The organism is Trichococcus palustris, assembly GCF_900114465.1.
GTDB classification, from domain to species: domain Bacteria; phylum Bacillota; class Bacilli; order Lactobacillales; family Aerococcaceae; genus Trichococcus; species Trichococcus palustris.
Genome location: NZ_FOTD01000005.1, coordinates 76,748 through 99,291, shown reverse-complemented (window position 1 = coordinate 99,291; position 22,544 = coordinate 76,748). Strand labels below are relative to the sequence as shown.

At 45.2% G+C, this 22,544-nt stretch carries 24 protein-coding genes and 1 other RNA gene; 6 read left to right on the top strand and 19 right to left on the bottom strand.

The features are described from left to right. Nucleotides 1-80 precede the first annotated feature (80 nt). Nucleotides 81-1,400, top strand: coding sequence for an N-acetylmuramoyl-L-alanine amidase (locus BM101_RS05045; protein WP_245825629.1), 1,320 nt, complete (start codon nucleotides 81-83; stop codon nucleotides 1,398-1,400). A 249-nt stretch (nucleotides 1,401-1,649) separates the two neighbouring features. On the opposite strand, the gene dtd is transcribed toward BM101_RS05045, so the two are convergent. From dtd to BM101_RS05010, 7 genes are all read right to left on the bottom strand, one after another. Then, nucleotides 1,650-2,096: a D-aminoacyl-tRNA deacylase gene (dtd, locus tag BM101_RS05040; protein ID WP_087031850.1), complete on the bottom strand. Its 447-nt coding sequence runs from the start codon at nucleotides 2,094-2,096 to the stop codon at nucleotides 1,650-1,652. 25 nt (nucleotides 2,097-2,121) lie between these two features. After that, nucleotides 2,122-4,332 (bottom strand): RelA/SpoT family protein, encoded by a 2,211-nt coding sequence (locus BM101_RS05035; RefSeq protein ID WP_087031853.1) that lies wholly within the window; start codon nucleotides 4,330-4,332, stop codon nucleotides 2,122-2,124. Nucleotides 4,333-4,690: 358 nt separating this feature from the next. After that, on the bottom strand, nucleotides 4,691-5,356 hold the full coding sequence (deoC, locus tag BM101_RS05030) for a deoxyribose-phosphate aldolase (protein ID WP_087031856.1): 666 nt from the start codon (nucleotides 5,354-5,356) through the stop codon (nucleotides 4,691-4,693). Beyond that, nucleotides 5,349-6,125: a 16S rRNA (uracil(1498)-N(3))-methyltransferase gene (locus BM101_RS05025; protein WP_087031859.1), complete on the bottom strand. Its 777-nt coding sequence runs from the start codon at nucleotides 6,123-6,125 to the stop codon at nucleotides 5,349-5,351. Before BM101_RS05025 ends, deoC begins: the two co-directional genes overlap by 8 nt. A 3-nt stretch (nucleotides 6,126-6,128) precedes the next feature. Beyond that, entirely contained in the window at nucleotides 6,129-7,079 is a 951-nt protein-coding gene (prmA, locus tag BM101_RS05020) for a 50S ribosomal protein L11 methyltransferase (protein WP_087031862.1), read from the bottom strand. 17 nt (nucleotides 7,080-7,096) lie between these two features. Then, nucleotides 7,097-7,585 carry a DUF3013 family protein gene (locus tag BM101_RS05015; protein WP_179193084.1) on the bottom strand — a complete coding sequence of 163 codons (489 nt, stop codon included), beginning with the start codon at nucleotides 7,583-7,585 and terminating at the stop codon, nucleotides 7,097-7,099. Between the two features lie 16 nt (nucleotides 7,586-7,601). Further along, a complete protein-coding gene (locus tag BM101_RS05010; RefSeq protein WP_087032125.1) occupies nucleotides 7,602-8,216 on the bottom strand; it encodes a DNA-3-methyladenine glycosylase in 615 nt (204 codons plus the stop codon). Nucleotides 8,217-8,466: 250 nt separating this feature from the next. Here BM101_RS05010 and BM101_RS05005 point away from each other — a divergent pair, with 250 nt between their 5' ends. The 4 genes from BM101_RS05005 (at nucleotide 8,467) to BM101_RS04990 (ending at nucleotide 11,019) form a co-directional block, all read left to right on the top strand. Beyond that, on the top strand, nucleotides 8,467-8,841 hold the full coding sequence (locus BM101_RS05005) for a hypothetical protein (protein ID WP_087031868.1): 375 nt from the start codon (nucleotides 8,467-8,469) through the stop codon (nucleotides 8,839-8,841). A 169-nt stretch (nucleotides 8,842-9,010) separates the two neighbouring features. Beyond that, the gene (gene gpsB / locus BM101_RS05000) at nucleotides 9,011-9,352 is read left to right on the top strand and encodes a cell division regulator GpsB (RefSeq protein ID WP_087031871.1); all 342 of its coding nucleotides are present in this window, start codon (nucleotides 9,011-9,013) and stop codon (nucleotides 9,350-9,352) included. 17 nt (nucleotides 9,353-9,369) lie between these two features. After that, an RNA gene (gene rnpB / locus BM101_RS04995) (RNase P RNA component class B) lies at nucleotides 9,370-9,735 on the top strand. A 114-nt stretch (nucleotides 9,736-9,849) separates the two neighbouring features. Next, nucleotides 9,850-11,019, top strand: coding sequence for a THUMP domain-containing class I SAM-dependent RNA methyltransferase (locus tag BM101_RS04990; protein WP_087031874.1), 1,170 nt, complete (start codon nucleotides 9,850-9,852; stop codon nucleotides 11,017-11,019). A 161-nt stretch (nucleotides 11,020-11,180) separates the two neighbouring features. On the opposite strand, the gene BM101_RS04985 is transcribed toward BM101_RS04990, so the two are convergent. From BM101_RS04985 to BM101_RS04970, 4 genes are all read right to left on the bottom strand, one after another. Further along, nucleotides 11,181-12,215 carry a zinc-binding dehydrogenase gene (locus tag BM101_RS04985; protein WP_087031877.1) on the bottom strand — a complete coding sequence of 345 codons (1,035 nt, stop codon included), beginning with the start codon at nucleotides 12,213-12,215 and terminating at the stop codon, nucleotides 11,181-11,183. Between the two features lie 233 nt (nucleotides 12,216-12,448). Beyond that, complete coding sequence (locus BM101_RS04980) at nucleotides 12,449-13,501, bottom strand: NAD(P)-dependent alcohol dehydrogenase (RefSeq protein WP_087031880.1); 1,053 nt, start codon at nucleotides 13,499-13,501, stop codon at nucleotides 12,449-12,451. Between the two features lie 270 nt (nucleotides 13,502-13,771). Further along, nucleotides 13,772-14,770 (bottom strand): aldo/keto reductase, encoded by a 999-nt coding sequence (locus BM101_RS04975; RefSeq protein WP_087031883.1) that lies wholly within the window; start codon nucleotides 14,768-14,770, stop codon nucleotides 13,772-13,774. A 41-nt stretch (nucleotides 14,771-14,811) separates the two neighbouring features. Beyond that, a complete protein-coding gene (locus BM101_RS04970) occupies nucleotides 14,812-15,420 on the bottom strand; it encodes an NAD(P)H-binding protein (RefSeq protein ID WP_087032127.1) in 609 nt (202 codons plus the stop codon). Nucleotides 15,421-15,661: 241 nt separating this feature from the next. Here BM101_RS04970 and BM101_RS04965 point away from each other — a divergent pair, with 241 nt between their 5' ends. Beyond that, nucleotides 15,662-16,495, top strand: a complete 834-nt coding sequence (locus BM101_RS04965) for an SDR family oxidoreductase (protein ID WP_087031886.1) — start codon at nucleotides 15,662-15,664, stop codon at nucleotides 16,493-16,495. A 142-nt stretch (nucleotides 16,496-16,637) separates the two neighbouring features. Here BM101_RS04965 and BM101_RS04960 read toward each other — a convergent pair whose 3' ends face one another. From BM101_RS04960 to accB, 8 genes are all read right to left on the bottom strand, one after another. Next, a complete protein-coding gene (locus BM101_RS04960) occupies nucleotides 16,638-17,051 on the bottom strand; it encodes a ribonuclease HI family protein (protein WP_087031888.1) in 414 nt (137 codons plus the stop codon). Between the two features lie 83 nt (nucleotides 17,052-17,134). Beyond that, nucleotides 17,135-17,347, bottom strand: coding sequence for a cold-shock protein (locus BM101_RS04955; protein WP_087031891.1), 213 nt, complete (start codon nucleotides 17,345-17,347; stop codon nucleotides 17,135-17,137). Nucleotides 17,348-17,457: 110 nt separating this feature from the next. Continuing rightward, nucleotides 17,458-18,429 carry a tetratricopeptide repeat protein gene (locus BM101_RS04950; protein ID WP_087031894.1) on the bottom strand — a complete coding sequence of 324 codons (972 nt, stop codon included), beginning with the start codon at nucleotides 18,427-18,429 and terminating at the stop codon, nucleotides 17,458-17,460. 115 nt (nucleotides 18,430-18,544) lie between these two features. Continuing rightward, a complete protein-coding gene (gene accA, locus BM101_RS04945; protein WP_245825659.1) occupies nucleotides 18,545-19,270 on the bottom strand; it encodes an acetyl-CoA carboxylase carboxyl transferase subunit alpha in 726 nt (241 codons plus the stop codon). Nucleotides 19,271-19,323: 53 nt separating this feature from the next. Continuing rightward, a complete protein-coding gene (gene accD, locus BM101_RS04940; protein ID WP_087031900.1) occupies nucleotides 19,324-20,199 on the bottom strand; it encodes an acetyl-CoA carboxylase, carboxyltransferase subunit beta in 876 nt (291 codons plus the stop codon). A gap of 36 nt (nucleotides 20,200-20,235) precedes the next feature. Continuing rightward, on the bottom strand, nucleotides 20,236-21,612 hold the full coding sequence (locus BM101_RS04935) for an acetyl-CoA carboxylase biotin carboxylase subunit (protein WP_087031902.1): 1,377 nt from the start codon (nucleotides 21,610-21,612) through the stop codon (nucleotides 20,236-20,238). A gap of 1 nt (nucleotide 21,613) precedes the next feature. After that, nucleotides 21,614-22,045 (bottom strand): 3-hydroxyacyl-ACP dehydratase FabZ, encoded by a 432-nt coding sequence (gene fabZ / locus BM101_RS04930; RefSeq protein WP_087031904.1) that lies wholly within the window; start codon nucleotides 22,043-22,045, stop codon nucleotides 21,614-21,616. A gap of 17 nt (nucleotides 22,046-22,062) precedes the next feature. Further along, nucleotides 22,063-22,542 (bottom strand): acetyl-CoA carboxylase biotin carboxyl carrier protein, encoded by a 480-nt coding sequence (gene accB, locus BM101_RS04925; protein ID WP_087031907.1) that lies wholly within the window; start codon nucleotides 22,540-22,542, stop codon nucleotides 22,063-22,065. Nucleotides 22,543-22,544: the final 2 nt, after the last annotated feature.

Sequence of the window (22,544 nt, the reverse complement as noted above, 5' to 3'; positions counted from 1 at the left end):
TTTGCTATAATAATAAGAAGATTGTACTTAGCGGAGCTTTCCGCTTTTGACACACAAATAGAAGAGACGGAGGTGAACCATTGAAAAATATTGCAATGAATAAACATATTTTCTTTATTACCCTTGTATTATTATTTATTGGTTTAGGCTCGTTTGGCGCCGTGGCATTGGCAAATTACACAAACGTAAGCATATCAGCCACTGTGGTCAATGTGCGGATGGGGCCGGGATTGTCCTACGACATTATGACACAGGTGCAGGGCGGCTCTTCCGTGAACGTCTTATCAGAAAAAAACGAATGGTACAAAGTGCGCTTATCCGACGGCCGGATTGGTTGGGTAGCCAGTTGGCTGATAAATAATACGGAAGTCGCAGCGACTTCCGATTTGCTGGCGACGGTCATTGCTCCATCCATCAATGTTCGTGCCGAGAACTCAGAATCCGCGGAAGTGATAGGCAGTGCGGCAGCCGGCGAAAAATTCGCCCTTCTATATGAAGAAAACGGTTGGAGCCAGGTTGCATTCAACAACAAAGTTGGTTGGATGCAATCCGATCTGATTGAAATTTCCCCAGGCACCATCGAGGTTGCCCCGGAAACAGCCAATACAACCGCTGCTGCACCCGCCGAAACAGCCGGTTCTACCGTTGTCGTGACGCTGGATGGCGTCAACGTACGCAGCGGCCCAACCTCGACCAGCGATGTGTTGTTTGTGGCAGAAAAAGATCAAACCTTTAATTTATTGGGTCAAGAAGGAGATTTTTATCTGATCAATGGCAACGACGGCAAAAAAGGCTATGTTGCTTCTTGGCTGGTCCAAAAAACCGGAAGTTCGAAAACGACTGCGACCGCTACCTCCACAACTACATTGGCTGAAGCAACGATCGTAATCGATCCCGGTCATGGCGGGGAAGACCCCGGTGCCGAAGGGACTTACTTATATGAAAAAGAAGTTACCCTTTCAACCGCTGAAGCAGTTGCCGCGAAATTGCGCGAAGCAGGAGCGAATGTTTTGATGACAAGAACCACGGATGAATATGTCACCTTGAAAAACCGGGCAGCTTTAAGCAATTCATCGAATGCAGACTTGTTCATCAGTTTCCATTTCGATTCTACAGCGGCAGGAACCGGCGGCACCGGATTCACCACCTATTACTACTCTGACAATGACATTCCGTTGGCAAACCTGGTGAGCAAGCATCTGGGCTCTGACTTACCGCTTCAAAATAACGGCACCAAATTCGGTGATTTCCTCGTCATCAGGGAAAACACACAACCTGCCCTATTATTGGAACTGGGTTACATGAATAATGATGCCGATGTTAAAACCTTCAATTCAGATTATTACCGCTCATTGGTAGCGGAGAGCGTCTATCAAGCATTGACCGATTACTTCCAATAATCCGATAAATAAACGCACAAAGGCTGTCTCTGAAGTGAGGCAGCCTTTGTGTTTTCAGAAAAAGAGCGTTCACGAAGAAGAGGATGCTAAAAAAGTGAAATATTTTTACTCTGAATAAAAAACAACCTCCAATTCGTTAAAGAAAACCGTATTAAAATGGATTTGACCTTCCATTTTAATACGGTTTTCTTATTTATTTTCCCACTTTGAATTGTGGATACGACTTTATCGGCAGGCACCGCGAAGAACTCACTTGTTTTTGCTGTCGATCAGGATCGTCACCGGTCCTGAATTATTCAACCGCACATCCATATGCGCTCCAAATTTGCCGGTCTCTACACGGTAGCCAAGCGCACACATCTTTTGGTTAAACAATTGGTAGTACGCTTCTCCCGCTTCGGGGTCTGCAGCCTCGATAAAGCTTGGACGATTGCCTTTTTTTGTGTTTGCCAACAAAGTGAATTGGGAGATGGAGAGGATGGCGCCGTTGACATCTTTTAAAGACAGATTCATTCTGCCTTCCGCGTCTTCGAAGACCCTCAGATTGGATACTTTTCTGACCATGTAATCCACGTCTTCTTCAGTATCCTCTTTGCCGATGCCGACCAACAGCATAAATCCTGTTCCGATTCCACCGATGATTTCCCCCTCAACGGACACGGATGCTTCCGTTACTTTTTGAATGACGACGCGCATCGTTCCCCTCGCTTTCTGGATGCCATCAAGAAGACACCCTCCTGACTGTGTAAACATCAGGTATATTTTTGATTTTATCGACGATTTTATCAAGCTGGCTTAAATTTTGGATGCCGATTTTAAGCGTGATGACGGCGATTTTATTTTGATCCACTTTTCCGTTTATGTTGCTTAAATTTTTGGTCATGGTGTTGACGACATGTAGAATTTCATTCAACAAACCGGAACGGTTATAACCTTCGACCGTCAATTCCGTTTCGTAATCGATATTGGTTATGCCGGTCTCTTCCCATTCCACTTCGATCAGACGATTGCTGGCTTCTCCGGCTACTTGTACATTCGGGCAGTCTTTCCGATGGACGGATATCCCCCGGCCTTTCGTAATGTAGCCTACAATCTCATCGCCAGGAACAGGATTGCAGCAATGGCTGATCCGGATCAACAGGTTATCGACGCCCTGGATGACGACCCCGCCTTCATGGCGGATCTTCATTTTTGGATTATCTTTTTTCGTTTTTTGTTCGATGGTGTCCATCTGCTGCTCGGCTTTAGCCCGATCTCTTTCCCGGCGCGCCTTTTCGGTCAAACGATTGGCCACGATAAAGGCAGAAAGCTCGCCAAATCCGATGGCAGCGTACAAATCATCTTCCGAGTTGACGTTGAAACGGTTCAAAACATCTTTGATGCCCGCTTTTGTCAAATACTCTTTTGGCGGAAATTCCATCTCGAGCAATTGTTTTTCCAGATGTTCTTTGCCTTTGATGACATGTTCATCCCGGTCCTGCAGTTTAAAGTAGCGCTTGATTTTATTTTTGGCCTTGCTTGTGGAAACCAGATTTATCCAGTCTCGGCTCGGTCCGAATGAGTTTGGGGAAGTCATCACTTCGATGATGTCACCATTTTGGAATTTGTAGTTCAATGGCACGATTTTACCGTTCACCTTTGCGCCGATTGTTTTGTTTCCGATTTCGGTGTGGATGTTGTAGGCAAAATCCAGAGGGCCAGCTCCGGAAGGCAATTCGACAACGTCCCCTTTCGGAGTGAAAACATACACTTTGTCTTTGAAGATGTCTTCCTTTACGCTCTCCACAAATTCACTGGCATTGCGGGAATCATCCTGTAGGTCGATCAGATCCCTGAACCAATCAATCTGGTGCTGCATTTTATCCGGTTCGATCTTCTTAGTGACGCCTTCTTTATACGCCCAGTGAGCAGCTACCCCGTATTCGGCTACTTGATGCATTTCCAAGGTTCTGATCTGAATCTCTACCGGAGTGCCATGCGTACCGATGACGGTTGTATGCAACGACTGGTACATGTTCGCTTTAGGCATGGCGATATAATCCTTGAACCTGCCCGGCATCGGCTTCCATTTCGTATGGATAGCTCCCAATACGGCATAGCAGTCCTTGATGGAATGAACGATGACGCGGATCGCCAATAAATCATAGATTTCATTGAATTGTTTCTTTTGGTCTTTCATTTTACGGAAGATGGAATAGATATGTTTTGGCCTGCCGCTGATATCGGCTTCTATTTCCAGTTCATCGATCGAGTCCTTGATCTTGCCGATCGTGTCCTTGATGTAATTTTCGCGCTCATCCCGTTTGCTGTTCATCAAATGGACAATCCGGTAATATTGCTGCGGGTTCAAGTATCTGAGCGAGGTATCCTCCAGTTCCCATTTGATCCTGTTCATCCCTAAGCGATGAGCTAAAGGCGCGTATATCTCCAATGTTTCGTTGGCTATGATCCGCTGCTTCTCCGGTTTGTGGAATTTTAAGGTGCGCATGTTGTGGAGCCTATCGGCAAGTTTCACCATGATGATCCGTAGATCTTTCGCCATCGCCAGAAGCATCTTCCGATGGTTTTCCGCTTGTTGTTCTTCGTGGGATTGATATTTGATTTTACCTAACTTTGTGACGCCGTCCACAAGAATAGCCACTGTTTTCGAAAATTCCCGTTCAATGTCCGCCAGTGTGTATTCCGTGTCTTCCACGACGTCATGCAAAAAGCCTGTCGCAATCGTTTCCGGATCGAGTCTTAAATCAGCCAAAATCGCTGCGACTTGCGTCGGGTGTATAAAATATTCTTCGCCGGACTTCCGCATCTGTCCGCTGTGCGCTTTCCTGGCGAAATCACATGCTTTTTGGACAAATGCCACGTGGGACTCATTCATATATTCCGCGCATAGCTGAACAACCTCTTCGGGTGAATAGGTTTTAATTTTCGGCATCTTGTCACTCCTATCTATCGTCGTGTATTTGTTTATTATCGCCTTTCTGCAGTTGCCATCGGAAAGCCGAAAATTCGGATTATATATTCATGCAAAAAAAAGTGAATGTATTTCTATACATTATACTTTATATTCACGCGATACGCCAACAGTATTGTGGATTGCTCGTTTTCGGAAAAACACTGTCACCCCAATAGAAAACACCCCGATCGCCCGTCATTTTCCGGCGCATTTTGGCCCTAGGCATCAGCCACCGGTTCGGGAAAGACAAAAAATCTTAATGGATCCCCGAAGGACCATCAAGATTTTTTGATGATTGTATGCCATTCAGCATGCAGCTTAGTTACTTATTTAACGATTATTTTTCAGAAAGCCAGCCTTCAATAATCTTTTTGCCGCTTGAAGTGCCTAAACGGGTCGCCCCTGCAGCGATGAAATGAAGAGCATCCGCATAAGTACGAACCCCTCCGCTCGCTTTTACGCCCATAACCGGCCCTACCGTTTTACGCATTAATTTTATATCTTCCAACGTTGCCCCCCCGGTAGAGAAGCCGGTTGAAGTCTTGACGAAATCAGCCCCGGCTTTTTGGGATAATTGGCAAGCAATCACTTTTTCTTCGTCCGTCAAAAGACAAGTCTCAATGATGACTTTCACTAACGCCTGCCCTTTAACCGCTTCAACCACAGCTGTGATTTCATGTTCGACCGTTTGGTAATCCTTGCTCTTCATAGCGCCGATGTTGATCACCATGTCCACTTCGTCTGCACCGTTTTGTACAGCTTGTTTTGCTTCGAAAGTTTTTACTTCCGCTGTATTGGCTCCTTGCGGAAAACCGATGACTGTGCAGACTTTGACGTTAGAACCAGTCAGAAAAGCTTCCGCTTTCTTCACCCAGAAAGGCTGGATGCAAACCGACATAAAGTCATATTCTTTCGCTTCTTCGCATAGAGCCTTTATGTTTTCTTCGGTAGCGTCCGTTTTCAGTAAAGTGTGGTCGATATATTTGTTCATTTTTTCAATCATTTTCTTTCACTCCATTTCTTAGTTCTATTTGATAGGATACAGCTGATAATGCATAGAGCGGCGCCGTTTCGGCACGCAGGATGCGGGGGCCTAAAGCGCAGCTCTTGCATCCTGCTTGTAAAAATTGTTCCACTTCCTCCGGCGCAAAACCGCCCTCGGGTCCGAACACGAACAGAAGGGTATCCCCTTTGCGGATGGAGGATAACGTCTCAACCAATGCGCTGGATTCCCCCGACTTAGCATCCTCTTCGTAGGCGATCAACACATGGGTATATTTTTTAGCCTCAGCCAACAACTCTTTCAGCGTCTGGACAGGAAGCACTGTTGGTTCTATCTGACGATGGGATTGTTCGGTTGCCTCTTTTGCGATTTTTTGCAGCCGTTGCTGTTTCTTTGCACTTTTATCCGGTGTCCATTTGACGACGGAATTTTTTGCGGCGAAGGGGATGAAGGCATGTGCCCCCAATTCCGTCCCTTTTTGGACGATGAATTCCAATTTATCACCCTTCGGCAAACCGCAGGCGATTGTCACTTGGACAGGCATCTCCGTTGATTTCCCTTCATCTTCCACCCACTTTAACGTTACCGTATCGTTGGCGATGTCCGTGATTTCAGCGATAAACGAAATCCCGGTGGAATCCGCCAAATACACGCGATTTTCCTGCTTCATCCGCATCACATGGATCATGTGATGGAACAGGTCGTCAGTCAACCGGAGCGGTTCTTCCCGGTAATCTGCCGAAACAGGAGGAATGATATATCTTTGCATCTGTTAATCCTCCGTCGCTTTTTTGCAGATCAAACATACCCAATCCTTCATCTGCTTTGTCTGTTCAACCTCGAAGCCTTGGCTGTATAACGCTTCTAAAAGCTCATCCCTTTTGGTATCGATGATGCCGGATAGGATAAAATAGCCATCGTCCTTAAGGTTGTCCCAGGCATCCGGAATCAGTTTCACCAAAATCTCGGCAAGAATATTCGCAACGATGATGTCCGCTTCCTGATTTTCGATACCGACGAGCAGGTTGTTTTCTTTCACGATGACATCCGCTGCATAGGCATTGTAGGCGATATTTTCTTTAGAAACACGCGTCGCTATTTCATCAATGTCATAAGCATGGACCGTTTTTGCCCCCATCGCTTTCGCTGCAATGCTTAGGACTCCTGACCCGGTGCCTACATCGATGATTTTTTCACCACCGCGCATGACTGCTTCCAATGCTTCCAGTGATAGCCTGGTCGTCGGATGCGTCCCGGTTCCGAATGCCATCCCCGGGTCCAATTGGATAAGCAGTTCACGCTCATCAGCAGGGGTGTAGTCTTCCCAGAAAGGAACAATGGTCAGATAGCGGGTGATTCTGATCGGATGGAAATACGCTTTCCACGAGTTCTCCCAATCTTCCTCTTTGACCTGATTTATTTTCAATTCATTTTTGCCTATTTTAAGGTCAAATTTCTCCAGTTGCTTCAGCTGTCCTCTGATGTACAGCACAGTATCCTGGAACGTTTCATTATTGGGATAATAAGCCAGCACATAGACAGGGCTATCCTCGCCAGGCAGTTCCCTTTCTTCTTTTATTTGGCCGAAACCGTCATCCTGCAGATTGACGAAATCCCATTCATCCTCGATGGCAACGCCTTTCGCGCCTGCCTCAAGCAAAATATTCGAAACAGCTTCGACCGCTTCTGTCGCTGTTTCCACCTTTATTTCATTCCACTCCATGTTCAATCTCCATTCTATTAATATTTAGGATACCGATAGTAAGTTTCATCGTATCTACCGATTTTTTTTAAGGTATCCAGGCTAGCAAGAAAATTTTGTTCATTCCAGTGCATCTCAAACAGGGGCTCCCCTCTATCCATAAGGAAGTCGCGCAGTTCGTTGTTGGCTGCATTGACGGTCAAGCGTATATTTTTGACGAGCGTATCCACTAAGCCGCCTTGTATTCCCTTCTTTCGATCAAAAGGGACACTCGCCAAGTATTCATCCGTCCGTATTTTTGAATTTTGCCGATCGTAAAGCAATATGGAATCTTCGAAAATGAACGTATCCTCATAATTCGTGCTCCCATGCTTATCCCACAAAGTATTATCCGGAGGATGGACGACTTCTAATAATAACACAATTTCCACCGTATGGAACGTCTTATGCCACTCCAAACGCCATTCGCATGGCAGATGCTGCTCTTCCAATTTCAGTTTTATCAAGCTGACCATATCGCTGTCCATGCCTATCCCCTCCCCATCACGTCTTCCAACCATGATTTTCCGTTATCTTGCCGAACCGTTTGGAAACATAAGGGTTGTTGGCCACAACGTAGCGCAAGGGTTCATGGGTCCATTCGCCTTTATCGGGGATGCCGATCCTTGGAGTGGCTACAACCTCGTTAGGGATTCTGCGACGTTGTTCAGCGATGAATAGACCGGATCCAAAAATGGAGCCACCATTCTCCTTCATCGTTATATTCATGGCTTCCGTCAGCTTTCCGGGGCCGTTCGTCAGCAAAAAACCTTTTTTAGGCCGGTTCTGAAGCATGAGCTCAATCCCTTCGAATGGTTCAATGGCCCGAATCAGTATCCCCTCCGGAACGCCTTCAGCTTGCGTGATGATGTTCAGCATGGCATGGGTATGCATTTGATAGACATAGATTGTGCCTGGCTTTCTGTACATGACCTCATTCCTTTTCGTCTTCCTGCCCCCATAGCTATGTGCCGCTTGATCGCGAATGCCCAGATAGGCTTCCGTCTCAACGATCCAGCCGGACATGCGGCCTTGCTCTGTTTCATGGACAAGCAAACACCCGAGCAACTCCCGAGCGATTTCTTGCGTCGTATAATGGCTATAAAATAAATCTTTCATCATCCTGAACACCTTCACTTATGCCGCTGCCGTCTTCTATTATTCCCAGCCCGTTTTCTACTCCATTGTAACAAAAAACCGGTAGAATACCTATCAATTATCCCAGTGAAAACTAATTTCGATATAAAGAAGGGACCATCCGATGCCCCGAAATATTTTGTGCCATTCCGCACAAATAATCACATGAACCAATATCTAAAAGCATCCGGCTATGATATATTAATGGTATAGGAATAGGGGGTAGATTTTTATGACTCAAAATCCAGAAATCAGACAGACGATCGATTATTTAATTACACGCATCGCCCGAGATTATCAAAAAGAAGACTGCAAAGAAGATTTGAAAGTACAAAACCCATTTGGGCGCAGGGCAGAAATCATGCTGAGCAATGAGTACCTAACCGAGGATGAAAAAATAATTTTTGGTGATGCCATCGATGCTGAAACTAAAAATGCTATCTTCAAAGAAATTCTGCAGGCCAAAACCGATAAGGTCTTCAAAAGTTTTTTACTCGAAATTTTTGGTAAACAGCCTGTTTTGAACGAAAACCTGGCCATCTCCACCCAAAACTTGAAAGATAAGCATTATATTATCATTAATTTTCAAGGGGCCATGCCTTATTAACCCGCCTTTCCGGCTCTATTTCAGGATAATGGATGCATCCTCAAAAATAAATGATTGAGTTATCGGCCAATGCCTGATATGATATTGGATGGAATATGTACTTAATAATATTATGTTTTTATGCTATACTGTTTGAAGTAACAAGGATAATTAATTGAGGTGCAAAACTATGGCAGATAAAAATCTAACAACGAAGGATATTCTGCAAAAAGAATTCAAAAGCGCTATGAGAGGCTATAATGTTGCAGAAGTAGACGAATTTTTAGATATGATCATTCGCGACTATGAATCTTATCAAAAAGATCTTTCCTATTTACAAAGTGAAAACGAACGCTTGATGAGTCGCGTTGATGAATTGACGAAACAAGCCGTTTTATCGAAGCCCACACAATCCCCTGCTACAACAGTGGGAAGCGGCGTGACGAACTTTGATATTTTAAAACGTCTTTCCAATTTGGAAAAGCATGTGTTTGGTGCTAAACTGGAAGAGAACGACGAAGCAACAAAATAAGGTTAACACCATTTGTAAATTTCGGGTAATTGCGGTCTTCGTAAGGAAGGCTGAGGAAAGTCCATGCTCGCACAAGCTGAGATGCTTGTAGTGTTCGTGCTTAGCGAAAAAATAAGCTAAGGCAATCAATCGATTGACGGCAGAAAAAAAGGCTAAGGACTTTGTCTATGCCTGAGTATTCTTGAAAGTGCCACAGTGACGAAGCAGACGGGGAAACCTTTCTGGTGGAACGCGGTAAACCCCTCGAGCGAGCAACCCAAACTTTGGTAGGGGCACTCTTTCCAAGGAAATGAACGAGGGAAAGAGGCAGAAATGCAGACAGATAATTACCTCCGCTATCAGAGGCCTGACTCCGATAGCGAGACAGAACATGGCTTACAGAAATTTACAAATCAGGTTTTAATATGAATGCAAATGAAGATGGGACAATCTAACCTTTGTCCCATCTTTCGTGTATTATACAGCAATTTTTCACGGCACAAGAATAGGAGATCGACATGAAGACATACCAGTTAGTAGCTACTGCTGCAAGCGGAATCGAAGCCATCACAGGCGATGAATTAAAAAATCTAGGCTATAATGTCCAAGTGGAAAACGGTAAGGCTTACTTCACCGGAACCGAACGGGACATCATCAAAACAAACTTATGGTTGCGCACAGCGGACCGCATTAAAATCGTTTTCGGAAAGTTCGAAGCAACGACCTTCGATGACTTATTCGAACAAACAAAGGCCTTGCCTTGGGAGGATATTCTTCCGATGGATGCGGAGTTTCCAGTTTCGGGAAAATCCCAAAAATCAGCTTTGTACAGCGTCCCTGATTGCCAGGCCATCGTAAAAAAAGCGATCGTTAACCGCATCAGCGAATATTACCATCGCCGCACTAGGTTACCTGAATCCGGTGCGCTCTACCCTATCGAAGTGGCCATCAACAAAGATGAAGTGATCTTGACCATCGACACCAGCGGTTCGAGTTTGTTCAAGCGCGGCTACCGTTCTGAAAAAGGCGGCGCCCCATTGAAAGAAAATATGGCGGCCGCGTTGGTTCTGCTGACAAAATGGCGCTCCGATCGTCCTTTCTATGACCCGACTTGCGGATCCGGCACAATCCCGATCGAAGCCGCGTTGATCGGATTGAACATCGCGCCCGGCCTCAAGCGTACTTTCCCTGCCGAAGAATGGGATATTTTCGAATCTGGTTTATGGGATAGCGTCCGAAAAGAAGCAAAAGATGCAGCCAATTATGATGTGAAGTTGGATATCGGCGGTTCCGATAACGATCCGGAGATGATCGCTATCGCAAAAAGCAATGCGGCGAAAGCTGGTGTTGCCGAATACGTAGAATTCAAATTGTTACCATTGATTGATTTCCGCACCGACAAAGAATACGGCGTCATGGTTTCCAATCCGCCTTACGGTGAGCGCCTTGGCGATGAGGAAGAAGTGCAAAAGCTCTATAAACAAATGGGACAGGTATTCCGTCCGTTGAAAACATGGAGCAAATACATTTTAACCAGTGACCTGCTGTTTGAACAATTCTACGGCGAGAGAGCGACTAAAAAACGCAAGCTGTACAACGGTAGACTGCGCACCGATTTGTTCCAATATTGGGGCACGCGTCCGCCAAGAATCAAGAAGGACTTTGCACCTAGCGAAAAGAAAGATTAACAAACCAACTGCGCTGAGCCATCGTGCTGAAGCCAAAAAAGAAGTCTGTATGCACTCCCCTATCCGGGAAATGCATACAGACTTCTTTTTTCGTTTATAGCGGGGACTCTTTCTGACGACCCCGACTAATGTTTTTCATTTATCTGTCAGTGTCAGTCTTTCTAGGGTCGGATCAATACTTTCAGCGCTTCACGCTTGTCCATGGCTTTGTACCCCTCCGGAACACCGTCCAGATCGACCGTTACGTCAAAAACACGGCCAGGCTCAATGGTTCCGTCAAGAATGTCCGGCAACAATTCTTCCATGTATGCACGCGTCGGGGCCGGACCTCCCGTCAGTGTGATATTACGCCCGAAAAGGCTCGCAAACCCGACAGGCGCTTCAACGTACTGCGGAACCCCGACACGGCTGATAACCCCGCCGGCCCGGACAGCCTCAAGACTCATCTCATAAGCAGGCATCAGCCCGACACACTCGAGCACGACATGGGTCCCTTCCCCATTGGTCAACTCCCGGACTTTTGCAATGCCCTCTTCTCCGCGTTCAGGGACAACGTCAGTGGCACCGAACGCAACGCCAAGATCGGTCCGTTCCTTGTGGCGGCCCATCAGGATGATTTTTTTGGCGCCGAGTTTCTTCGCTGACAGAACAGCAAGGAGCCCGACAGCTCCATCGCCGATGACCGTTACCGTCGTGTTTTCGTTCACGCCGCCCATCACCGCCGCATGATAGCCAGTGCCGTATACATCAGACAACGTCAACAAAGAAGGCAATAGAGGCGAGTCTTCATCAATGTCGTCCGGCAATTTGAACATGCTTCCTTGTGCTTGAGGCACCCGGACATATTCCGCCTGGCAACCGGTCATGAAGCCGCCGTTCACGCAGGAAGTCATCAAGCCTTCCTTGCAAAACGGACAGGTGTTGTCGCCGTATGCGAAAGGAACAACGACTAGATCGCCTTTCTTGAAGTCGGAAACTTCTGAACCCATTTCCTCGATCCTGCCAAGCACTTCATGCCCCATCGCTTCGCCTTCGCCATGTTCATGCGCATGCATGCTGTGGTAAGGATGCAGATCGCTGCCGCAAATGCAGGCAACAACTGCTTTCAAAATAGCATCCGTGGGTTTTTGTATTTTCGGAACGGGTATCTCTTCTACGCGTACATCACCAGCAGCGTACATTATGTTTGCTTTCATATAATTTCTCCATCTTTTCTCAATATTCACTTTGCATAATCCTTGCAACAGTCGTTTGTCCGCCTTCCAAACCCCACCCCAGGGATCTCATGAGTAGTTTTCTGATCACACCAGGAGAACAAAGCGCCGTTACAAGATAAAATAAGGGTAACACTTAAAGTCGACATGAAGGCAAGTGTTTTCTATATACTTTTTTGTTGAATAAAAATTTCCGCGCTATATTTACTGATTTACTATAAAGTCGCCATATTGATGACAAACCGATAGCGGACGTCACTGTTCAAAATGCGTGTGTAGGCTTCTTCGACTTGGTCTGCACCAATGATTTCAATTTTGGGAAGAATTTCATTCTCAGCCGCAAAATTGATCATTTCCTGTGTCATTGCGATTCCGCCGACATTCGATGCCGTAATGGTAGCCTGGTTACCGAATAGACTGCCCACATAAAATTCTTGCGGTTCTGTCGCTAGCCCAACGTACACCATGACGCCATCAACCTTCAACAATCGGACGTAAGCATTGACATCCAGACTGACTGCCACAGTATTCAAAATAAAGTCAAACTGCCCCGCCAAAGCAGTGAAAGTATCCGGATCAAAAGTCAGGTAATAGGAATCAGCACCGAATTGTGCAGCTTCCGCTTGTTTGCTTTTTGAGTGCCCTAAAACGGTGACTTCTGCGCCCAATTTATGTGCAAATTGGACGGCGATGTGCCCTAATCCTCCCATACCGATAATCCCGACCTTTTTCCCGGGGCCGACATTCCATTTTTTCATAGGGGAGTATGTCGTGATGCCTGCACATAGTAAGGGACTTGCCGCTGCTAAATCTAATGCATCGGGAATGCCGATGACAAAATTTTCCTTCACGACAATATTATTGGCATAGCCGCCATAAGTGTTGTTGCCTTCATAGTCGGTTGAGTTGAAAACAACGACTACGCCTTTTGTACAGAATTGTTCGTCTCCGCGCAGACAGTATTCGCATTCCCCGCATGAATCTACGAAACAGCCGATCCCGACTCTATCTCCAATTTTGAACTTCGTAACATCGCTTCCCACTGAAGATACTACCCCGGAAATCTCATGTCCGGGCACCATCGGAAATACGGCGTTCCCGAAATCATTATCTACTTGATGGATATCTGAATGGCAAATGCCACAATATTTTATATCGATTGCAACATCATTTGCATGCAATTCCCGTCTTTCTATAAAACCTCGTTCAAATGAGGAATGATTCGTATTCATCGCTTGCAATACCTTTGTTTGGCAATTATTACACATATTATTAAAACTCCTTGTAACTTCTTTTTTTGTTATTTATAAATCACTACTTTTAAATCGTGATTGTCATTCTATTTTGGCATCTGGTTGCTGCCTGTATTTTATGGATAGGCTGACGTTTCTGAGCTATTTACCTTCAAAACACGCTTGCTGTTGCATCCATGATTTTCCATGCATCATTTGTTTTAATGTAAACGATTGGTAAAATGTTTGTCGGGTTGATGGATCAAACACCTGAGAGATGGGTCGGTCTATTGATAATGCCTAGAGTTATTTACTCCATGTTCCAAACTGACCCAGCGTTTTTTCCTCCGAACGGCCTGTTGCCGGTTCCGGGGCAATCGAAAGCGAACTGATTTCCGCCCGCAGTTCCGGAGTCATCTCAAAATCGGCGGCCGCTAAAGAATCCTCCAATTGCGACAAGTTCCGGGCTCCGATGATCGGGGCGGTCACTGCGGGGTGGCTTTTTACCCATGCGACGGCTAATGTCGCTGGACTGACGCCTAATTTTTTGGCGAAGGCTGTAAAGCGATCGGCAAATTCCAAATCATTTTGATAACGCAGTCGATTCAGTTCGCTATCGATGAGACGACCGGAATCAGGTTGCTTGTCCAAGCCGTATTTACCTGTCAGCAAGCCTGCTCCGAGCGGACTGTAGGGGATGACCCCAATATTTTTAGCTTCAGCCAACGGCAGCAACTCCACTTCAGATTGTCGTTTCGCTAAGTTATACAAAGGCTCCATGATTTCGAAGCGACTGAGCAAATCCCTTTCCGAAATGCCAAGCGCATCCATGATTTGCCATGCGGCCCAATTGCTGACACCGGAATAAAGAATTTTCCCCTGTTTTTGCAGATCATCCAACGTGCGTAAAACCAACTCCATATCGGTGCTCGGATCGAAATAATGCAAGATATAGAAATCGATATAGTCGGTATCCAGCCGTTTCAGACTGGCATCGATGCTCGTTAGGATGTGTTTCCGCGAAAGGCCGCGGTCATTGACTTTCGGTGTTTTTGAGGTAGGGAAGAAGACTTTACTTGTGATCACGAGCTCTTCCCGTTGACCCTTCATCAATTTCCCAAGAATTTCTTCGGAGCGGCCGTTCGAGTACATATCCGCTGTATCAAAAAAATTGATTCCGGCCTCGAGACAGCGGTTGTACAAAGCTTTTGACATTTCTTCATCTGCATCGCCCCCAAAAGACATAGCACCAAAACATAATTCGGAAACTTTGATGCCCGTTCTGCCAACTGATGTATATTTCATTTCGTATCATCCTTTCTTAGGTTAAGTACTGGACCATTGGATCATTCCGGACGATTGATGCCTACACTTTCACGGGCATAGAGCGTCGGATCATCGGCAAGCCGAACCACAAGGTCTGCGATGCTTTTTCTGGACACATCATGTCCGCCGAATGGCTCGCCTTTTAATGTAATTTCGTAATCCGTATCGTTTCTGCTGTCGAACCAGCCCGGGCGGATGATCGTATAATCCAGATCGGAAGCTTCAATGATATCCGCAGCTGCTCGGTATGTTTGTAAAACAGGATTGGTCCGAAGATTGCCGGAAGACCCGACCGAAGCCGGGATTTCATTATAGATGCCCATTGAAGTGATGAAAATTAGCCGTTTGACACCAATGCGCTTCATCGATTCCACAATCGCTTGGGTCATCCTGGTTAAATCCCCACTTAATGAAGCAAATACAACATCCTGGCCTGAAATGGCTTTGTCCAAGTCCGGTGCCTTCATGACATCCCCAGAAAAGATTGTTTCCCTCATTGAATCGATAGGTTCCAGTCTGTTGGGCCGTCTTGAAAAGAGTGTCAGTTTATCCTGCGTTTTTTCTAGGAACAATTGTCTTGCAACGCGTCCAATTGAACCCGTTGCGCCAATAATTAATACATTTGTCATCATTTTTCGCCTCTATTTTCTGATTGATACGTGTATGGTATCACTTGGAGTTCACTCTAAGTCAACAATAAACTGCTACATTTCTTTTTTTATTTTCAAGATGCCTCCGGTTGCTTCATTTTATGAGAAACGAACAGCGTGATATAATTAGGCGACAACAACAGTTTATAAACAAACCCCTTGACTTGGAGTCCACTTCAAGGTATATAGTCTAATGAATCAATCGAGTGGAGGAAGAATAATGAACAAAACATGGTTAATTACAGGTGTAAGCAGTGGTTTTGGCTACGAACTGACCAGACAATTATTGGCTAAAGGCGATACGGTGGTCGGAACGGTACGCAATAAAGCTAAAGTTGCCGACTTAGGCGAAAAGTACCCAACAACCTTTGATTACCAGATCCTTGATATGACCGATACACCAGCGATTCAGCAAGTGGTGAAGGAAGCATTTGAAAAACACGGGAAAATCGATGTCATCATCAATAATGCGGGCTATGGTCTATTCGGCGCTGCTGAAGAATTGAGCGATGAACAAGTGGAACACATCATCGCGACCAATTTGACCGGCTCCATCCAGATGATCCGCTCAGCCCTTCCGTTTCTGCGCAAACAAGGTCATGGCCGTATCATCCAAATATCTTCCTATGGCGGACAGGTCGCTTTCCCGGGAAATTCCATGTACCACGCCACGAAATTCGGAATCGAAGGCTTCTGCGAATCCGTTGCGCAGGAAGTGGCCCCGTTCAATATCGGCGTGACCATTGTGGAGCCTGGCGGGGCGCGGACTGAATTCCGTTACGGTAGCGCACAACTTGCTGAGCTTATGCCTGAATATGATGGCAATCCGGCTCATAGCTTTCTTGCGATGCTTGATTCATCGAATGTCCTGGCACCCGGGGATCCGTCCGAAATGGCAAAAAGAATTATCGAAAGCGTGGATATAACACCTGCGCCGCTTCGCATGGTCCTTGGATCACAGGCGCTTGCCAGCACCATTGCAACTCTTGAAAATAGGTTGGCTGATTTCAGAACGCAAACAGAATTGGCAGCTTCGACAGATTATAAAGAATGATCCTTATACGTTAGCTCATAGTGAAGACGGAACAGGAATGGCATGCCAGTCCTGAATTACTGATGAAAAAAAGTCTGAAAGAATATCCCATTTTTGGGGATAATCTTTCAGACTTCGTTGTTTTCTTTTTAATAAAAAGGCCTTATTTCCTTTTTTTCTTAGCGAGTTGGAATAATGCCTTCTTGGCAAGATTATCCGCTCCCCTGTTTTCTTTTTCAGGAATCCAATCCAAATAAAAATGATCGAATTTTTTCAGATGCAAAAGAGCTTCTTCCAGGTACACCCGGTGTTCCTCTTTCTTTGTGTAGTTTTTTCGGATCGATTCCGAAACAAGTTTGCTGTCCGTGTAACAAAATATCAGTTCCTTTTGCTTACCGTTATCCAGCAAGTAGCGCAACAAATAGAGGAACGCTTCAAATTCCGCTTGATGATTGTCCATCTTCTTCTCAAGAGGGATGCCTTTTTGCGTCTGTACCCCATGCTCGATGACTAACATCCCAATCGCCGCGAAACCTTCCATTCCCGCTACCGCTCCATCGATATAAGCCTTGATCATACTACATTCCCCTTCTGCAATAGATAAAAGCGAAAAAATTGCACAAGTACACAATTTTTTCGCCCAGATATTTTTATAATCTTCTATTCCTCACCCACAACAACGACATTTGTCGCCTGTGGACCTCTTACGCCTTCCGCAATTTCAAATTGAACCTTTTGGCCCTCTTCAAGTGTCTTGAAGCCATCCTTTGCTATTCCGGTAAAATGTACGAAAATGTCGTCATCCTGACCCTCTAGTTCAATAAAACCATACCCTTTATCATTATTGAACCATTTCACTTTGCCAAATTCCATTGTACATCCTCCTTTGACTTTCACCTTCACTCAAATGAAACTGCTTACAAATAGACTGGATACCTCCATTATAGAGTTGAATATCAATACAGTCAATCATTCTGGATGAATCAATCAAAAAAAGTAGCCAATTCCGCTATTTCCTTTTCAATCTTTTCAATCTTCAAAATGATGCTTTCGGCATTCTCAAAGCCTACATAATCGCCGCCTGTGTATTTCAAGTAAAGGATTGCCATCCAATCCTCAACCGCTCCGATTTCTTGCTCTTCAAAGGGATAGAGGAGAGACAGTTGCATGAAAAATTCATTCCGGATCACTTGCGCAAGGGTCGGATCCTGATCCGCGATCTGTTCATCGATATAGGCTGAACCATGCTTGAATAGCTCAGTTTCTTTTAAAGGCAACAACTGAGACAAATCTATTCTCACTTCTTTCCCCGATACATTCGCTTTGATGACCGTATTCAGTTTCCGTTCCAAACATTGATGGAGGACTTCGGTCTTCAACAAGCGATGTACCCCTCGGTTCAGCAACAGCCGTTCAGCGATCTTCAGGAAATAATCGTCATCCAGCACTTTCAACTGCGTGGTGTATTGTTGCTGCTTCTGAAAAGATTGTTCGGCTATACCCTTTTCTGCTTTCAATATATCCGTGCTTTGTTTCAACTTCTTTTCCAGATTTTCCAGTTCTACCTTTTCTACTTCCGCTTCAAGCTGTTGCAAGGTGAATGCCAAATCAGTGGTCAGATCGCCTTGGTTTTTTCTTGACTCTAATTGTTCCCTTGCCTGCTCATAATTTTCAGCCTGGATAAGACATTTTATATAAAGGAAATCAAGATTACCCAAAGAATTGGCTTCCGCAATCCCCGATTGGTAGTCCTCAATGAATCGTACTGCTTTAATCGGCTGATTGGTCTCCTGCAGCAACATAATGTAGAGCGGCACGATTTCAGCCGTTTTTTTGATATGCAGCGCCTTGCCGATCCGTTCTTCCGCTATGCTCAAGTCACCTTGCTCGAAGGCCAGCAAACCTTTTTTCAAGTATCCCTCATAATTATGAGGAAAGATTATTTTGTCCCCCATTTGCAGTCACTCCAAACTGTTTGTATTTGATGATTAGGTCATTATATCATATTCCAGAAGTAGAAAGCCAAAAAAGCCGACACAGAGAATCAGGGTTCTCCGTGCCGGCCTTCCATTAATATTTTCGGAATCTTTTTTGACGCTGTTCGACCAGTTCTTCCGGAGTCAATTGTTTCAATTCTTTCAATTTAACCGTCAGTTCTTTTTTTAATTCATCCATGACGTCTTCCGTTTTTCTGTCGATTTTCCGTCTGCTTTCCATGATGATTTTATCAATGATGTCCAATTTGAATAAATCATTCGGGGTCAACTTCATGACAGAAGCTGCCTCATCCGAACGGGAAGCATCTTTCCAAAGGATGGAAGCAAAGCCTTCCGGCGATAAGACCGAATACATGGTTTTTTCGAGCATCCAGACTTCGTTGCCCATAGCCAAAGCCAAGGCCCCGCCGCTGCCGCCTTCACCGATGAAAATAGAGATGAATGGGACCGTCAACTGGCTCATCACCAATAGTGATTCAGCGATGGCTTCGCCGATACCTCTGTCCTCGGAATCGACATCACAGAAGGCTCCAGAGGTATTGATGAACGTCACAATAGGACGATCAAATTTTTCTGCTTGCTTCATGAGCCGGATCGCTTTGCGATAACCTTCCGGATGTGGCGAACCAAAATTACGATAAATATTTTCACTTACGTCATGACCTTTTTGCGTTCCAATAACAGTAATCGGCATCCCATCCAAAGATGCAATACCGCCTACAATTGCCGGGTCGTCGCCGAAGCGTCTATCACCGTGGAATTCGACGAAATCATCGCAGATGGTTTCTATCATTTCCATTGCCGTCAAACGGGAAATGCTTCTTGCAGCTTTGATTATCTCTTTCACATCTTTCACTGCATATCACCCGCCTCTGCGTTTGGAATATGTAAACCTAAAATATGTTGCAATGTCTTCTTCAAATCTTTTCTGGCGACGATTTTATCAATAAAGCCGTTTTCCAATACTTTTTCAGCTGTTTGGAATCCTTCCGGCAATTTTGCTTTAATCGTTTGTTCGATGACCCGTTTACCGGCAAAACCCACCGTGGCGCCGGTTTCGGCAAGGATGACATCCCCTTGCATGGCAAAACTTGCCGTAACCCCGCCAGTTGTCGGATCCGTCAGTACCGCAATATACAATAGTCCCGCTTTGCTGTGATTTGAAACAGCAACACTGACTTTCGCCATCTGCATCAAGGACATGATCCCTTCTTGCATCCTGGCGCCGCCGGAAGCTGTAAAGACGATTACAGGTAGCCTTTCTGCAGTGGCACGTTCAAATGTACGTGTCAACTTTTCGCCGACGACTTTCCCCATACTTGCCATGATAAAATTGGAATCCATCACACACAAAGCAACTTTTTGCTTATTAATAAACGCCACTCCGGTTACGACCGCTTCGTCAAGCCCCGTTTTCTCTTTAGCGTTCTTCAGTTTATCATCATAGCCCGGAAAATCTAATGGATTTTCTGCAGGCATCACTTCGTTCCATTCATTAAAAGTGCCTTCATCTACAATCATGCCCAAGCGTTCGTAAGCCGAAATGCGGAAATTATAACCACAGTGCGGGCACACTTTTTCCGCGCCTAAGTCTTTGCTGTAGATCGTCTTTTGACAATTCGGGCACTTTTCCCATAAGCCTTCAGGAACGATCGGTTTCTGATTGTCTGTTTCCGAAGAGGGAACGGGAGTTATTGGAATGTAAGGACGTTTACGAAATAATTTCATTTCCTCACCTCTTGTGTGACTTCTGAACCAACAACATTATTGGTTCCCTTCATCTTCGGGAATCCATGTTTTCAGAAATACATTTTGCAGGTACTCTGTATCATAGTTTCCATTAATGAAATTTGGATCTTGTAAAATGTCTTCCTGGAAAAACTGATTTGTGTCCACGCCTTCAATGACCAATTCCTGCAGAGCACGTTTCATTTTTGCAATGGCTTCCGTGCGATCAGCACCTTTCGTGATGATCTTCGCTATCATTGAATCATAAAATGGAGGAATGACGTATCCGCCATACATGGCGCTTTCGACACGCAAGCCATTCCCGCCGCTCGGCAAGAACAAGTACTCGATTTTCCCTGAAGAAGGTCGAAAACCCAATGCAGGATTTTCTGCATTGATACGGCATTCGATTGTATGGCCCGTTATCACCACATCCGCTTGCGTGACGGATAGTGGCTCGCCGCTGGCAACCCGCAGTTGCTCTTTGACGATATCGATTCCGGTCGCCATCTCTGTTACGGGATGCTCTACCTGGATGCGGGTATTCATTTCCATAAAATAGAAATTTTGCTTCGTATCCACGAGGAACTCGATTGTCCCAGCGTTCGTATAGCCGACATGTTTGGCTGCCCGGATTGCGACCTCACCCATTTTTTTGCGGGTTTCTTCAGAAATGAAGGTTGACGGACTTTCTTCCAGTACTTTTTGATGATTTCTTTGCAAGGAGCAATCCCGTTCACCCAAATGGATGACATTGCCGAATGAGTCGCCCAAAATTTGCACTTCGATATGGCGGGCTGGCGTTATGATTTTTTCCAAGTACATGTGATCATCGCCGAACGCAGCCTTGGCTTCCGCCTTGGCTTGGCTGAAGGCTGCTTCCAGACCATTCTCTTGGTATACTTTCCGCATCCCTTTTCCGCCACCACCGGCAGCAGCTTTCAGGATGACCGGATAGCCGATTTTTTCCGCTTCCACCACCGCTTCTTCAAAAGAAGCGATATAGCCTTCACTACCTGGTGTAACCGGCACACCCGCTGCTATCATCGTTCTGCGGGCATTCGCTTTGTTGCCCATTAAATCGATGATGTCAGCCGAAGGTCCGATAAAACGGATATTCATTTCTTCACACATTGTAGCAAAAGCGCTATTTTCCGAGAGAAACCCGAAGCCAGGATGGATGGCCTGTGCTCCGGTAACAACTGCCGCGCTTAAAATACTTGTCATATTTAAATAGGAATCGCTCGCTTTAGCAGGCCCAATACAAATAGCTTCTGTCGCTAATTGGGTATGTAAGGCTTCACGATCGGCTTCTGAATAGACAGCCACGGTTTGGATGCCTAATTCATGACAAGCACGAATGATTCTGACAGCTATTTCCCCTCTGTTTGCGATTAATACCTTAGTAAACATATTATCTACCTATGATGAATGTCATTTCAACTTCACAAACTTTTTTGTCCCCAACAAAAGCTTGACCATAACCGATACCGGCAAATTTCTTTAATTTGATGATGTCGACTTGTAGACGTAAAACATCGCCAGGAACAACTTTTTGACGGAATTTCACTTTGTTCAAGCCACCCAAATAGGCTGTTTGGCCTTCGAAATCAGGCAATGTCAATAATGGGATTGAACCGGCTTGCGCCAATGCTTCAACGATTAAAACACCAGGCATTACTGGTTCGCCAGGGAAATGTCCTTGGAAGAACGGTTCATTGATCGTAACGTTTTTATAACATACAATATGTTCGCCGGGAGTCAATTCCTCTACTTTGTCGATAAAGAAAATCGGGTAGCGATTTGGGATGATATCCATAACTTGTTGTGCGCTTAATAAACTCATTTTAACAGTCTCCTCTTTTAGATAATACGAAATAGTGGTTGATTATATTCAACGATTTGTTCGTTTTCGACCAAAATCTCAACGATTTCCCCGCTGAATTCACTCTTGATTTCATTCATCAATTTCATCGCTTCAACCAGACAGACAACGTCGCCTCTGGAAACGCTTTGTCCTATTGTAACATAAGGTTTTGATTCCGGCGTTGCAGCCAGATAAACGACACCGACAATCGGTGAAGTGACGATATGTCCTTCTTTCTGCGCGACTACAGTATCTGCGGCTGCTTCTTTTTTCTCAACCGACGATTCTTTCATCACTTCGGAAACAGGCTTAACCTCATTATCAAAAGCAACTGCATTTGCAGTTGACTGACTATTCTTTTGAACGGCCTTATTTTTTGACAACAACAAGTGGAAATCGGCTGTTTCATAGTGCAACTCGGTTAATGTTGATTCATCGATCAATGCAATGAGGCTTTTTACATCTTCTATATTCACGT

Bases quoted from the DNA above. Each gene is read 5' to 3' on its own strand.
- dtd (WP_087031850.1), bottom strand. From the start codon at position 2,096: ATGCGCGTCGTCATTCAAAAAGTAACGGAAGCATCCGTGTCCGTTGAG.
- BM101_RS05035 (WP_087031853.1), bottom strand. From the start codon at position 4,332: ATGCCGAAAATTAAAACCTATTCACCCGAAGAGGTTGTTCAGCTATGC.
- deoC (WP_087031856.1), bottom strand. From the start codon at position 5,356: ATGATTGAAAAAATGAACAAATATATCGACCACACTTTACTGAAAACG.
- BM101_RS05025 (WP_087031859.1), bottom strand. From the start codon at position 6,125: ATGCAAAGATATATCATTCCTCCTGTTTCGGCAGATTACCGGGAAGAA.
- prmA (WP_087031862.1), bottom strand. From the start codon at position 7,079: ATGGAGTGGAATGAAATAAAGGTGGAAACAGCGACAGAAGCGGTCGAA.
- BM101_RS05015 (WP_179193084.1), bottom strand. From the start codon at position 7,585: ATGGACAGCGATATGGTCAGCTTGATAAAACTGAAATTGGAAGAGCAG.
- BM101_RS05010 (WP_087032125.1), bottom strand. From the start codon at position 8,216: ATGAAAGATTTATTTTATAGCCATTATACGACGCAAGAAATCGCTCGG.
- BM101_RS05005 (WP_087031868.1), top strand. From the start codon at position 8,467: ATGACTCAAAATCCAGAAATCAGACAGACGATCGATTATTTAATTACA.
- gpsB (WP_087031871.1), top strand. From the start codon at position 9,011: ATGGCAGATAAAAATCTAACAACGAAGGATATTCTGCAAAAAGAATTC.
- BM101_RS04990 (WP_087031874.1), top strand. From the start codon at position 9,850: ATGAAGACATACCAGTTAGTAGCTACTGCTGCAAGCGGAATCGAAGCC.
- BM101_RS04985 (WP_087031877.1), bottom strand. From the start codon at position 12,215: ATGAAAGCAAACATAATGTACGCTGCTGGTGATGTACGCGTAGAAGAG.
- BM101_RS04980 (WP_087031880.1), bottom strand. From the start codon at position 13,501: ATGTGTAATAATTGCCAAACAAAGGTATTGCAAGCGATGAATACGAAT.
- BM101_RS04975 (WP_087031883.1), bottom strand. From the start codon at position 14,770: ATGAAATATACATCAGTTGGCAGAACGGGCATCAAAGTTTCCGAATTA.
- BM101_RS04970 (WP_087032127.1), bottom strand. From the start codon at position 15,420: ATGACAAATGTATTAATTATTGGCGCAACGGGTTCAATTGGACGCGTT.
- BM101_RS04965 (WP_087031886.1), top strand. From the start codon at position 15,662: ATGAACAAAACATGGTTAATTACAGGTGTAAGCAGTGGTTTTGGCTAC.
- BM101_RS04960 (WP_087031888.1), bottom strand. From the start codon at position 17,051: ATGATCAAGGCTTATATCGATGGAGCGGTAGCGGGAATGGAAGGTTTC.
- BM101_RS04955 (WP_087031891.1), bottom strand. From the start codon at position 17,347: ATGGAATTTGGCAAAGTGAAATGGTTCAATAATGATAAAGGGTATGGT.
- BM101_RS04950 (WP_087031894.1), bottom strand. From the start codon at position 18,429: ATGGGGGACAAAATAATCTTTCCTCATAATTATGAGGGATACTTGAAA.
- accA (WP_245825659.1), bottom strand. From the start codon at position 19,270: ATGGAAATGATAGAAACCATCTGCGATGATTTCGTCGAATTCCACGGT.
- accD (WP_087031900.1), bottom strand. From the start codon at position 20,199: ATGAAATTATTTCGTAAACGTCCTTACATTCCAATAACTCCCGTTCCC.
- BM101_RS04935 (WP_087031902.1), bottom strand. From the start codon at position 21,612: ATGTTTACTAAGGTATTAATCGCAAACAGAGGGGAAATAGCTGTCAGA.
- fabZ (WP_087031904.1), bottom strand. From the start codon at position 22,045: ATGAGTTTATTAAGCGCACAACAAGTTATGGATATCATCCCAAATCGC.